A 14,083-nucleotide genomic window follows, 5' to 3' on the forward strand; every position below is an offset into this window, starting at 1 on the left:
TTATTAATTATTAATTATTAATTATTAATTATTAATAGTTACCTTTTCTTAAAAACGTAAATTTGTATAATTATATAGCAATAATTTGTTCTGCTTAAATATTGGAAATTGCTTATTTATACTTGGTTCCAATTGCTTCAGATATAGTTATATTTAATGATCTCTGGCTAATTATATAAGTATAGAGATATAGCAGTAAAAGCAAAGGTTAGGATAGATAAAAATTCTAAAACTTAGACAAAGCAAAATTTTTCCTTCTGCCTTTTGCTATAAATAGTTTTTCTGAAAAAACTTGATAATAAAAAGCAAAAAAAAATTAACAATAAATAGGGAAGATTATGAATATTTCCCAGACAAAAGATAAGACAAATTTGAATAACTTAATTACTCTAGCTAGTTGGATGGCAGGAGACTTTAGTAACCGAAAACAAGCCTGGGAAAATCCAACTCTTTATGCTCATATTCATGTTTTTTTCCGACCTTTGCCAGAGAATTTTTTTCCTGGTATTGGTTTTTATTCCGAGCAGGTTTATGATCATGACATCTGGACTCCATATCGTCAAGGAGTACATCAACTTATAGATAAAGGCGATTATATTTATATAGAAAACTACAAACTTAAAGACCCTATTCTCTATGCAGGTGCAGCAAGAGAACTTACAATTTTACACACTATTACTCCAGAAAATATAGAACGTCGTTACAACTGTTCAATGATTTTTAAACGAGACGGAGAAAAATTTTCAGGGAGTGTTGAACCGGGAAATAAATGTTTAATTAATAAGAGAGGATGTGATACTTATCTAGTTAGTAAAGTAGAGTTAACTGAAAATACTTGGGTTAGCTCAGATAAGGGTATGGATATTAATACACATGAACAAATATGGGGTTCAGCAGCAGGAGATTTGAAATTTGAAAAACAAACAAGTTTTGCTAATGAGTTACCAATAAAAAATTGAAGGTAGCAGCCATGAAATAGTCTTGTGGGAGTGCTGAAATAAAATGTTACCACCAATAGCGGAAAAGAAATTGCAGGGTTGGATTAGAAGTCGTCATATAATCTGCTCGGGAAATTTTTTTTTATTTGAAACTGTGGAATATTCTACTATTGATAGATTTACAGAATGTGTTCAAACATTGGGTGGGAGTTTGATATCTGTCAAACCTCTGAAGAAAATTTGGATTGGTAATCATAGAAAAGTAGTTCTTTATCAAGCTAAAGCAAGTCTCCATACACCTCACCACGATTTAAAACAATATTGGGTAAAGTACGGTGGTTTTTATACTAGGTTTGATGAACGAGGTTGATCAGGTTTTAAGTAGTAGGTTTTAGGAGTATATTTGATAGAAAACTTTTCAGAAATAGTTTCAAAGTTTAAATGTGAAAGAATTTCAAAAAATTATATCAAATCTGTTTCTTGAGTGAGTTGGGAGGTTCATTCAAGAGGTAGAAATTCTGAAGTAGAGTTTGGGTTGGGAGACCAAATCTCTACGAGGCGTGAATTGTGCTGATACTATCAGATTTGATATTACTAAGCGCGTCAAAATTTTGAACCTATAAAATCTTATTTTTAAATGTATGACTTACATGAAATGGCATTAGTTTTTACCTTGGATTTTGATATAAAATAATACCAAACGTGATAAATATTTGCTACGAATCTCTCTTAGAACTGATAACTGATAAAATATTACTTTTAAATGTATTTTTACCTTTAAATGTATGACTTCCATGAAATGGTATTAGTTTCTACCTTATATTTTGATATGAAATAATACTAACCGTGATAAATGTTGGCTACGAATCTCTCTTAGAACTGATAACTAATAACTGATAAAATCTTACTTTTAAATGTATGACTTACATGAAATGGTATTAGTTTTTACCTTGGGTTTTGATATGAAATAATACCAGGCATGATAAATGTTTGCTAAGAATCTCTTTTACAACTGATAACTGATAACTGAAATGACCTGTTCCCTACTAACTAAGAACAATTACTTAGAAGTAAGTGAATTCGGAATACTTTAATTAATGAAGGAATACCATTAAAGGGTATACTGGAAAAAGTATGGTGGCCAAGGAGAATACCAATGTCAAAAAAACGTGGTAGTGCCACCTCTTATACAGAAAGCAAGGTTAAAATAGGCGTGTCTCTTACTCCTACTAGCGCTAAGAAGCTAAAGGAGATAGCAAAAGAACTTGATTTATCAAGGTCTGAGCTAGTTGAGCGCATCGCCAGAGGAGACCTTGCGGTTTTGAGAGAGGCGGCACAGATAACAGCAAATTTGAGTAATCAGTCGGATACACTCAACAATGCTCTGAGCAAAAATGAACTACCTGAAGGTGATATAGATGTTGTAACAGTTCCTGAACCATTAAGTGAGTCTGTAGGAGCACAAAATGGATTATTGGAAAGTTATCAGACTTTACAACAAGAGTTGGAATCTCAGATGGCACGGGTAAAGGATTTGGAAAACCAAATGACTGCTATGGTGTCAAGAGAAAGTTATGAAACTTTACAAAAACAATTAGAAGAAGATAAAAAAGCGCTCTTAGATTTCAAGGAAAAACTAGCTCAACTCAAGCAACTAGAAGAACAAATAGCTTTGATGATACCAAAGGAAAGCTATAAAACTTTGGAGCAAGAGTCTGTTGAGCAAAAGGCACAATTAGAAAAGTTAGAAGAGCAAGTAGCTTCGATGGTGTCCAAAGAAATTCACGATTCTTTGCAACATCAGTCACAAGAGCAAGAAAATCAAATTCAGCAACTAGAAGTACAAATAGCTTCTATGGTGTCCCAGGAAGTATACAAAACTTTGGAGCAAGAGTCTGTTGAGCAAAAAGCACAATTAGAACTGTTAGAAGAGCAAGTAGCTTCGATGGTGTCCAAAGAAATTCACGATTCTTTGCAGCACCAGTCACTTGAGCAAGAAAATCAAATTCAGCAACTAGAAGTACAAATAGCTTCTATGGTGTCCCAGGAAGTATACAAAACTTTGCAGCAAGACTCTGTTGAGCAAAAAGCACAACTAGAACAGTTGAAAGAGCAAGTAGCTTTGATGGTGTCCAAAGAAATTCACGATTCTTTACAGCACCAGTCACAAAAGCAAGAAAATCAAATTCAGCAACTAGAAGTACAAATAGCTTCTATGGTGTTGCGGGAAAGTTATGATGCTCTACGACGTGAGTCAGAAAAACAACAAGATAAGTTGCAAGAGCTAGAAGAGCAAGTAGCTTCTATGGTATCAAGAGAAAGTTATCAAACTTTGCAAAAACATTCAGAAGAGCAGAAAGCCAAGTTAGAAAGTTTCAGCTCGCAAGTAGATTTAATGGTGCCAAAAGAAAATTATGAAGCTTTGCAGGACCAGCTACAAAAGCAACTTATTGAGTTGCAAAATCTGGAATCTATAGTTGCTTCAATGGTATCGCAGGAAACTTATAAAGCCTTAGAAAAAGAGTCAGAACTTCAGAAACAAATAATCGCAGATTATCAAAATAAACTGACTCAATTACAACAAAAATATCATAACCAATCTGAGATGATAGAGGCTTCTCAAAAACAAATTTCTGAGTTACAAACTCCAGCAATGATTGCACAAACTCATGTTCTTAATAAGTGGCAATATCGGACTTTTTCCAGATAAGGTTAAACTTTAAGAAAGTTGATGATTTTTAGTAAATACAGACAATGTTAAATTTTCAAAACTGACAATTTAGAATGAAGCCAGAAGCAGAATTTAATTATTGTTCTGAACGCGACAAAATCTCTCCGCTAATTTATTGATGAATTTCAAGAGCAATTTTTCGATCATCTAATTAAGATTTTAAGAGCGGAGAGAACCTGAGTCGCATTTTTGAATTGTTGCCTAGTGCTGCTACGGGAAATTCAAAATTCAAAATTCAAAATTCAAAAATTAGTAAGAATAAAAATATACTTTTTTCTAAAGAAAGTATTTTTTTTGCAAATATTGAGATGCCCCGCTTTAGTATATTAAAAAATGAAGAGATAACTTTTATTAAAAAGAAGATGATTCACTAAAGATAAATTTATTTTGATTATTTAGGCTTGGTGCATAGAAGGTTTTAATTTTAATTAATTTCTCAAACATATTCTCCTGGAACAAGAAGAGTTGAGGGTAAAAAGTTAACAGGATTTAAAATTGCCTGAATTAGTAAGAATAAAAATCTAGTTTTATCTAAAGTATTTGGTAAAATCTGAAATGCACCCTCTTGAGTATGTGAAAAAATGAAGAGATAACTTTTATTAAAAAGAAGATGATTGACTAAAGAAAACTAAATTTATTTGGTTTAGATTTGATTCATAGAAGATTTTAATTTTAATTAATTTCTCAAACATATTCTCCTGGAAAAAGAAGAGTTGAGGGTGAAAAGTTAACAGGATTTAAAATTGCCTGAATTAGTAAGAATAAAAATCTACTTTTTAGCTAAAGTATTTAGTAAAATCTGAGATGCACCCTCTTGAGTATGTGAAAAAATGAAGAGATAACTTTTATTAAAAAGAAGATGATTTACTAAAGAAAACTAAATTTATCTTGTTGAGAATTGATTCATAGAAGATTTTAACTTTAATTAATTGCTCAAACATATTCTCCTGGAAAAAGAAGAGTTGAGGGTGAAAAGTTAACAGGATTTAAAATTGCTTGAAATGAAGAGATAACTTTTATTAAAAAGAAGATGATTGACTAAAGAAAACTAAATTTATTTGGTTTAGATTTGATTCATAGAAGATTTTAACTTTAATTAATTGCTCAAACATATTCTCCTGGAAAAAGAAGAGTTGAGGGTAAAAAATTACAATCATTTAAAATTGCCTGAATTAGTAAGAATAAAAATCTACTTTTTTCTCAAGAAGAGAATATCCAAAAATCCCCGTTGTTTCCTATTTATAATAAAGCTTTTCCCTAAAAAAAATTATATGTGAGTATCTGAATAGATATGATATTACTAAGCTTAAAACTACTTTCAATAATTAATAATTACAGAATAATCGGTGGCTGATAACCTAGACAAGAATAGCTTTTAAAAAAGTTTTTGAATCTGAAATTAAAGTTGCATTTCTGTTAAGAAAATTTCGTATAATTATTGCTCTGCTGATTAAATATGAAAGCATTAATAGATAAATCTTAAAGGTTTTTTTTGTCAAAAAAAGTGCCCAAAAATTACTAAATTAATCTTGAGAACTTGGGATTTTTTCTCACAAAAATTGGAAAAATTTAGAAAAATTAACCCCTGTAACTATTGCCTATTGCCCATTCCCTATTCCCTGTCTTCGCCAACAAACTTTTGAGTGCAAACCCTAATTAATGTAGCAAACTTATATTGAATAGATTGTATATCTGATTTTTCAGAGGAAGATTGGCTAAAAAGATTTTTTTTCTACATAATATAAGGAGATGCTTGAAACCTAAATTTTCAGGTAAATTATCCTTTAAAAGGTAAAAATATGACTGCCAAAATAATTATAGAAAATCTAATTAAAATTTACGGCAAAAAACATCATGCCGCTCTTAAATTATTTCGGGATGGAAAAACAAGAGACGAAATATTACAGTCTACAGGTAATGTTTTGGGATTAGCTGATGTATCTTTTGAGATTGGTAAAGGGGAACTGTTTGTAATCATGGGGTTATCTGGTTCGGGAAAATCTACCCTAGTTCGTTGCATCAATCGTCTTATTAATCCTACAAGTGGACATCTTTATATTGATGGTGAAGATATTGCTCATGTTGATGAAAAACGAATGCGAGAGATACGTCTGAAAAACATTTCAATGGTATTTCAGCGTTTTGGGTTATTTCCTCACAAAACAGTGGCGGAAAATGTAGAGTATGGACTAAAGGTACGGGGGGTTGAGGCAGCTAATCGTCGTCAGAAAGCTCTAGAAACATTAGAAGTTGTGGGTTTAGAGAAATGGGCAGATTATAAACCTACTTCTTTGAGTGGGGGGATGCAGCAACGGGTAGGTTTAGCTCGTGCTTTGGCCACAGATGCAGATATTTTATTGATGGACGAAGCTTTTAGCGCCCTTGATCCATTGACTAGGGGAGAGATGCAAGATGAATTGTTGCGACTCCAGAAAGAATTGCATAAAACTATAGTGTTTATTAGCCATGATATGCAGGAAGGACTGAAATTGGGTGATCGCATTGCCGTGATGAAAGATGGGGCAATTGTTCAATTGGGGACACCGGAAGAATTAGTTACTAATCCCAAAAATGATTATATTAGGGCTTTTACTGAAGAGGTAAATTCGGCCCAGGTTATTACGGTAGGTTCAGTTATTAGTAAAAGAGTTTCCCTGACAATTGGTCAATATTCTGTTATCTCTGCTCTGGAGCAAATGTTAAATCATAATCTCCAAGTTTTGTATGTAGTCGATGAGTACAATAAACCTATTGGTTTGGTGAAAAAACAACGTTTGGAAGAGAGTCTCAAACAAAAAGAGGAAGATTCTACGGTGACTATGGAAACTGACTTTCCAATAGTTGATAGTTCTACTCACCTAGAGGATATTTTTTACTCTTATAAGCAAGGACTTCCCCTAGCAGTTGTTAATGAGAAAAAAGAATTTCAAGGCATGGTAGAAGCAGTTGATGTATTAACCAGTTTGGGGCAACCAAGCATAAATTTAAATAAAACCAATAGTTGATACTTATATTTGTCTAGAGGATATTTTTGATATTTACTAAAAAAGTTTTCCTCTAGCAGTTGTTAATGAGAAAAAAGAATTTCAAGGCATGGTAGAATCAGTTGATGTACTGACAAGTTTGGGGCAACCATAAATTTGAATAAAACCAATAGTTGATACTTATATTTGTCTAGAGGATATTTTTGATATTTACTAAAAAAGTTTTCCTCTAGCAGTTGTTAATGAGAAAAAAGAATTTCAAGGCATGGTAGAATCAGTTGATGTACTGACAAGTTTGGGGCAACCATAAATTTGAATAAAACCAATAGTTGATACTTATATTTGTCTAGAGGATATTTTTGATATTTACTAAAAAAGTTTTCCTCTAGCAGTTGTTAATGAAGAAAAAGAATTTCAAGGCATGGTAGAAGCAGTTGATGTACTGACAAGTTTGGGGCAACCAAGCATAAATTTGGATAAAACAAATACTTGATAGTTATATAGCAATCAAATTTCAGTTGTAAGATTTTGGTAGTAGTTAGTAGTTAGGAATCAGAAGTCAGAAGATAAAAGGATTTTGATTGATCTTAATTGTGCTTAAATATCTCATAAATCATTCCTGATTGCTATACTTGCCTCAAGGATATTTTTTACCTTTATAAACAAGGATTTCCCCTAGCATTGGTTGATGAGAAAAAAGAATTTCAAAGTATTGTAGAAGCAGTCGATATGCTAAAAGTTTTGGGCAATTCAATAGAAATTATTATTAATCCAATAGTAGATACTTATAATTTCCCCAAAAAGGGTATTTGTTATCTTGATAAACAAAGGTTGCCCCTAGCAATGGTTAAGCACAAAAAAAGAATTTCAAGGTATGGTAGAAGCAGTTGATATACTAATAAGTTTGGAGTAACCAAATATAAATTTGGATGAAACAAATCATTACAGGAGCTAATTAATTGTGTTGATTTTGAATTATTTATCTCACTACTTCATAGCTGAAACTCAAGGAGGATTAGACAATATATTAAATCCCTTCCAATCCTATACTATACCTCTAGACGAATGGGTGAATAATTTAGTTAATTTTCTGGTTGACAACTTTCGCCCGATATTTCAAGCGATCAGTTTACCGATTAGCGGAACTCTAGAAATAGTAAAATCTACTTTTCTAGCAATTCCGCCTTTAATTTTTCTGATAATTATTACTCTGCTAGTCTGGCAATTAGCAGGTAGAAAAATAGCTATCTATAGTTTTATAGCTTTAATTATTATCGGTTTTTGTGGCGCTTGGGAAGCATCAATGGTTTCCCTATCTTTAATACTGACTGCTGTAATATTCTGTATGCTGGTCGGTATCCCTTTAGGTATTGCTTGTGCGGTGAGCGATCGCTTCAATAATTTATTGCGACCTTTCCTAGATGCGATGCAAACTCTTCCGACGTTCGTTTACTTAGTACCTGTAGTAATGCTCTTTGGAATTGGAGAAGTTTCTGGTATAATAGCAACTTTTGTGTTTTCAGTTCCGCCTCTAATTCGTTTGACTAACCTGGGTATTAGGCAAGTATCCCCAGAAGCAGTAGAAGCTGCACTTGCTTTTGGTTCAACTCCCCAACAAGTTTTATTGGAGGTGCAAATTCCTTTAGCTTTACCTACTATACTTGCTGGCACGAACCAAGCCATTTTATTAGCTTTATCAATGTCCGTTGTTACCTCAATGATTGGGGTAGAGGGATTAGGACAAATGGTATTGCAAGGTTTGGGTCGTTTGAACGTTGGATTAGCAGCAGTAGGGGGGTTAGGTATTGTATTAATTGCAGTGATGCTAGACCGTATTACTCAAAGTGTTAGTCAAGGTAGTATTCAGTCTTGGCAAGAACGGGGTCCGATCGGATGGTGGCGGTCTCGCGGGTTGTCAAAACGTGAGAAAGCAACTTTAGGGATAAGTATCGTAGTTGCTTTGTTGGTTGGTGCGACAGGTTGGCAATTAATATCTCAAACAGATATCAAGTCAACTGAAGATCCATTACCTGGAAAAGGAATCGTAGTGCGTCCAACTTCTGATGTGGAAACCTACAGTGTATTTATCACAGAAGTTGTGAATATTGGACTAGAAAAACTAGGTTATCAGGTCAAAAGTCCAAAGCAACTGAATATTCCTGCAATGCACATTGCTGTTAGTAATGGAGATTTAGATTTTACTGGAGCTCATTGGGAAGTTAACCAGCGAGAATTTTTTGACAATAATGGTGGGGGAGAAAAACTAGAAAAGTTAGGAACTCTTGTTTCTAATTCTACTCAGGGGTATAAAATAGATAAAAAAACCGCTCAAGAATACAATATTACTAATTTATCCCAACTTCAAGACCCAAAAATTGCTCAAATTTTTGATTCTGATGGTGATGGTAAGGCAAATTTAATTGGTTGTACTGCTGGTTGGATTTGTGAAAGAGTGATCGATCATCATTTGCAAGCTTACGGACTTGAGGATACTGTTGAGCAAATTCAAGGAGATTATTCTGCTTTATTGGCAGATACTTTAGTTCGTTATCGTCAAGGAAAACCAATTCTATTTTATGGTTGGAAACCCCATTGGTTTGGTTCTGTTTTAAAAGAAGGAGAAGATGTAGAGTGGTTGAATGTTCCTTTCACTTCCTTAGTAGGAAATATGGAAAATTTCACAGAAAAAGAAACTTCATTTAATGGCAAAAATTTTGGTATTCCAATTGATAACATCAAGATATTAGCTAATAAGAAGTTTGTGCAGGATAACCCAGTTGCTCAACGTTTCTTTGAACAAATTGAAATTCCTCTAGAGGATGTGAATATTGAACAGGAAAAAGTTCAAAATGGGGAGAATAAACCTGTAGATATTCGCCGTCATGCTGAAGAATGGATTGCCAGTCATCAAGGGTTATTTGATGATTGGTTAGAAGTAGCACAAAGTTAGGTTTTAACTAGCTATTAGCTTTGAGCATTCAGTTGTCAGTTAGTAGGGGCGAATCGCCTTTCGCTCCTACTAAGTTAATTTCCACGAACCGCTTCTTTAAATATTATAGAAATTCCCAAATGATTTTTCTGCTTTACTTTTTTCTTTTTTCCCCAACTTGGTAAAAATTTAGGAGTCTCAAAATTTGAACCAAATTGACAAAGTAATTAAACTTGGGAGAATCTACTAGGTAGGGTTTTGCTCTCCAAACCAGACATATGATTAAGAGGAGTTATCTCCAACAAACAATCAAATAATAATTTTCAGACTTTCCCAACTTGGCACAAATTTAGGAGTCTCAAAATTTGCAGAAAATTGACAAAAGAATTAAACTTGGGAGAATCTAGTAGGTAGGGGTTTGGTCTCCAAACCCAAGACAGATGATTAATATAAATTATCTCCAACAAACAATCAAATAATAATTTTCAGACTTTCCCAACTTGGCAAAAATTTAGGAGTCTCAAAATTTGGAGAAAATTCACAAAAGAATTGAATTGAGGATTGCTATAGTAGGTAGGGGTTTGGTCTCCAAACCAGATAGATGATTAATATAAATTATCTCCAACAAATAATTGTCTGACTTTCTCAACTTGGCAAAAATTTAAGAGTCTCAAAATTTGCAGAAAATTGACAAAAGAATTGAATTGAGGATTGCTATAGTAGGTAGGGGTTTGGTCTCCAAACCAGATAGATGATTAATATAAATTATCTCCAACAAATAATTGTCTGACTTCCTCAACTTGGCAAAAATTTAGGAGTCTCAAAATTTGAAGCAAATTGACAAAAGAATTAAACTTGGGAGAATCTACTAGGTAGGGTTTTGCTCTCCAAACCAGACATATGATTAATATAAATTATCTCCAACAAATAATTGTCTGACTTCCTCAACTTGGCAAAAATTTAGGAGTCTCAAAATTTGAAGCAAATTGACAAAAGAATTAAACTTGGGAGAATCTACTAGGTAGGGGTTTGGTCTCCAAACCAGATAGATGATTAATATAAATTATCTCCAACAAATAATTGTCTGACTTCCTCAACTTGGCAAAAATTTAGGAGTCTCAAAATTTGAAGCAAATTGACAAAAGAATTAAACTTGGGAGAATCTACTAGGTAGGGGTTTGGTCTCCAAACCAGATAGATGATTAATATAAATTATCTCCAACAAATAATTGTCTGACTTCCTCAACTTGGCAAAAATTTAGGAGTCTCAAAATTTGAAGCAAATTGACAAAAGAATTAAACTTGGGAGAATCTACTAGGTAGGGGTTTGGTCTCCAAACCAGATAGATGATTAATATAAATTATCTCCAACAAATAATTGTCTGACTTCCTCAACTTGGCAAAAATTTAGGAGTCTCAAAATTTGAAGCAAATTGACAAAAGAATTAAACTTGGGAGAATCTACTAGGTAGGGGTTTGGTCTCCAAACCAGATAGATGATTAATATAAATTATCTCCAACAAATAATTGTCTGACTTCCTCAACTTGGCAAAAATTTAGGAGTCTCAAAATTTGAAGCAAATTGACAAAAGAATTAAACTTGGGAGAATCTACTAGGTAGGGTTTTGGTCTCCAAACCAGATAGATGATTAATATAAATTATCTCCAACAAATAATTGTCTGACTTCCTCAACTTGGTAAAAATTTAGGAGTCTCAAAATTTGCAGAAAATTCACAAAATAATTTCATTTAGGAGCATCTACTCGGTAGGGGTTTAGTCTCCAAAACAGAGACATGATTGATATAAATTATCTCCAACAAATAATTGTCTGACTTCCTCAACTTGGTAAAAATTTAGGAGTCTCAAAATTTGCAGAAAATTCACAAAATAATTTCATTTAGGAACATCTAATAGGTAGGGGTTTGGTCTCCAAACCAGATAGATGATTAATATAAATTATCTCCAACAAATAATTGTCTGACTTTCCCCACTTGGCAAAAATTTAGGAGTCTCAAAATTTGCAGAAAATTTACAAAAGAATTGAATTTGGAAGCATCTACTTGGTAGGAGTTTAGTCTCCAAACCAGATAGATGATTAATAGCAAGTATCCAAAGCAATGTTAGCAAATAAAATTACGAAATTTTATGTATTTAAAGAGCTTTTATCAAAATAATTTGGTCGTGCAACCCCGCCTCTATTAGTCAAATGTTTTTGAAGGTTTCCTTACCGAAATAATTAATAATTAAACAATTAAATAATTAGATAATTCAGGTTTAAAGCCTCCCCAATAAAGAAGAAAGAAATAAATTTTTTCCCTACCGCGTCAATCCTATTCCCTAAAAGGGATAGGTAATTATCCATTATCCATTATTGAAGCATTCCCGTTACAAAACAGCAAAAAAAACTTCTAACTTATAGCTTCGTTTTTACCAAAAAATTAAGATTGAAAGCCTCTTCTTTCAGAGAGAAAAAAAGAAAAAAATTCCCGATCACCAATCCTATTCTTTTTCAGAATAGATAATTATTAATTATTGAACTCTTCCTTATTTCCTCAACTTCTATAGCTAAGAAATAATTGGCTTTTGACAATTACTAATGATGAATCTCAGACTAGGAAATGTTTTTCCAACTGTTCCCTCTTCCCAGTTAAGTGTTCCCTGCTATAGCAAGATTTTTTTGAACCATTTCTTCTAATTGTTGTCGAGTAATACAACGACGTTCCGAACAATAAGCCATCAAATTAACACCATTCATCATTCGCACTGTACTAACTCTGACTCGAAAATCATCTGTCAGAAACCAACAACGTTCTTGCCCTTGATTTCTTTCATATTCTGTGTCAATTGTCAAGACTCCATCAGTAGCAAAATGATATCTACCCACTACAGGAATACCTTCAACATAACCACGATTACGCAAAAATTTGCCAGTTCTACCTGTATCAGAATCAGGAATATCAACTAAAATAGCAGCATAATTTGGATTAGGTTCATCATTATCTAAATTATCTTGCCAATTAAAACTTGCACCACCTGTTGCTAAAGCTGGATTGACTTTTTGTTGTTCACAAACTTCGATAACTTTAGGGTCATCTTTTGTTAAAACTTTGACAATAAAATTAGATTTCCCTGACTCATCATCAGCAGAATCAAAATGATGAACAGTACGTTGAGAAAACCATGTTCCCTCACTTTTGATAAAAAAATCCATCATTGTCATTGGTGGTTTTAATTTCATTTTTTTTACCTCTAAAGTTTTGTTAACATCCACCAGATTTTTAGTTAAGAAAAATCAACAAAAATCTAACTGAGAGTCATAAAATTATAGGATAAATCAAATGGAGACTTTTAGATAGATAATTAACGAATCTATAATATGCAATCCATTTTAAATAGCAAGGTATCCTCAAAGAAAATGCAGTTTCAATCAGCTACAGAAATCATTCAAGCTTATCAGCAAAACACAAATCTTATTGGTAGTAATTTACAAGGTATAGATATTAGTGAAATTGAACTATATCAAATTAACCTGAGTCAAAGCAATTTACAACAAGCTAAATTAAATAATACTATTCTGATTGGAGCCAACTTGAGTGAAATTGACTTAAGTGGAGCAAATCTCAAAGGTGCTGATTTACGAGGAGTTAACCTTCAAGGTGCAAACTTGAGTGGAGCAGATTTAACTAATACTGTGCGACTCGTTGGCCACTAAACTAGGAAACTAGGTATAAATGGCCGTTCCAAGTCACCACATGAGGACAACCTCGACTTGTGAATAACTCTTATATCCTTGGTGGTGAAATTCCATCCGCCTCGTTGTTGGGTTGACAGCATAGGCCACACTGTAGAGACTGAACATCAATCGGTGAAGCTGGCCTAAAAGCGGGAAAATACCAGTTACCAAGGAACGATACCGCGAGCAAAGGCTGACAAGTGGACGAATAGGAAGTAGTTTAAACTCTCGTTATTAAAAACCATTCCAAAGGTAGCTATGGGATGTAGGACAGAAGTCAGGGGGCCTTTGGATAATTTTTTAGTTTTGAAATTATCAGCAACCATATCGAACCCTCCGGGAGAATCTACCTCGCTAAATCAGCCGTAATAAAGGAATAAGGGAACGAGGAAACCTCTTTAAGACACCTAAGAATATAGGTCGATAACTTAGGAAGCCATTCAAGGTCAATCTACACAACGGATGTAGGTCTTAGGGAGAGTAGGATTGGGTAAGAAGCATATATATGCAGACGTACCCACTGTTAGACGTAATGTAAGGTAATAATTAGCGATGAATAAAGCTAAAACACTAAAAAGACGTTTAGGGAATCCTAAACCATTTTTAAGCGTGGCATGGGATACAAACGATATACCAGACTCAGTATGTATCAATCCAAATCTTAAATGGAGAGATATTAACTGGAAGAAGGTAGAAAAATTTGTATTTAAGTTGCAAAAATTAATTTACAGAGCATCCAGCCGTGGCGAAATCCGCAAGATGCGTAA

The 14,083-nt window shown here is 33.4% G+C and carries 9 protein-coding genes; 8 read left to right on the forward strand and 1 reads right to left on the reverse strand.

All coding sequences use genetic code 11. The features are described from left to right. Positions 1-338: 338 nt before the first annotated feature. The 6 genes from F6K40_RS23585 to proX all read left to right on the forward strand — a co-directional run bounded on the left by F6K40_RS23585 (position 339) and on the right by proX (position 9,603). Positions 339-959, forward strand: a complete 621-nt coding sequence (locus tag F6K40_RS23585; protein WP_293139537.1) for a chromophore lyase CpcT/CpeT — start codon at positions 339-341, stop codon at positions 957-959. A 43-nt stretch (positions 960-1,002) separates the two neighbouring features. Continuing rightward, entirely contained in the window at positions 1,003-1,308 is a 306-nt protein-coding gene (locus F6K40_RS23590; protein ID WP_293139538.1) for a CpeR family transcriptional regulator, read from the forward strand. Positions 1,309-2,094: 786 nt separating this feature from the next. Beyond that, positions 2,095-3,648: a coiled-coil domain-containing protein gene (locus tag F6K40_RS23595; protein WP_293139539.1), complete on the forward strand. Its 1,554-nt coding sequence runs from the start codon at positions 2,095-2,097 to the stop codon at positions 3,646-3,648. A gap of 1,820 nt (positions 3,649-5,468) precedes the next feature. Beyond that, complete coding sequence (locus tag F6K40_RS23600; RefSeq protein WP_293139540.1) at positions 5,469-6,674, forward strand: quaternary amine ABC transporter ATP-binding protein; 1,206 nt, start codon at positions 5,469-5,471, stop codon at positions 6,672-6,674. A 660-nt stretch (positions 6,675-7,334) separates the two neighbouring features. Continuing rightward, complete coding sequence (locus tag F6K40_RS23605; protein ID WP_293139541.1) at positions 7,335-7,544, forward strand: hypothetical protein; 210 nt, start codon at positions 7,335-7,337, stop codon at positions 7,542-7,544. Between the two features lie 70 nt (positions 7,545-7,614). Then, positions 7,615-9,603 carry a glycine betaine/L-proline ABC transporter substrate-binding protein ProX gene (proX, locus tag F6K40_RS23610; RefSeq protein ID WP_293139542.1) on the forward strand — a complete coding sequence of 663 codons (1,989 nt, stop codon included), beginning with the start codon at positions 7,615-7,617 and terminating at the stop codon, positions 9,601-9,603. A 2,627-nt stretch (positions 9,604-12,230) separates the two neighbouring features. Here proX and F6K40_RS23615 read toward each other — a convergent pair. Then, positions 12,231-12,821 carry a phycobiliprotein lyase gene (locus F6K40_RS23615; RefSeq protein ID WP_293139543.1) on the reverse strand — a complete coding sequence of 197 codons (591 nt, stop codon included), beginning with the start codon at positions 12,819-12,821 and terminating at the stop codon, positions 12,231-12,233. Positions 12,822-12,998: 177 nt separating this feature from the next. Between F6K40_RS23615 and F6K40_RS23620 the strand changes: the two genes are divergently transcribed. Together F6K40_RS23620 and F6K40_RS23625 are read left to right on the forward strand one after the other, a co-directional pair. Then, on the forward strand, positions 12,999-13,295 hold the full coding sequence (locus tag F6K40_RS23620; protein WP_293139544.1) for a pentapeptide repeat-containing protein: 297 nt from the start codon (positions 12,999-13,001) through the stop codon (positions 13,293-13,295). 573 nt (positions 13,296-13,868) lie between these two features. Next, positions 13,869-14,083, forward strand: a 215-nt coding sequence (locus F6K40_RS23625; RefSeq protein ID WP_293139545.1) for a reverse transcriptase N-terminal domain-containing protein, incomplete at its 3' end; no start/stop codon positions are given.

Source organism: Okeania sp. SIO3I5, from assembly GCF_010672085.1.
In the GTDB taxonomy this organism is placed as follows: Bacteria; Cyanobacteriota; Cyanobacteriia; order Cyanobacteriales; family Microcoleaceae; genus Trichodesmium.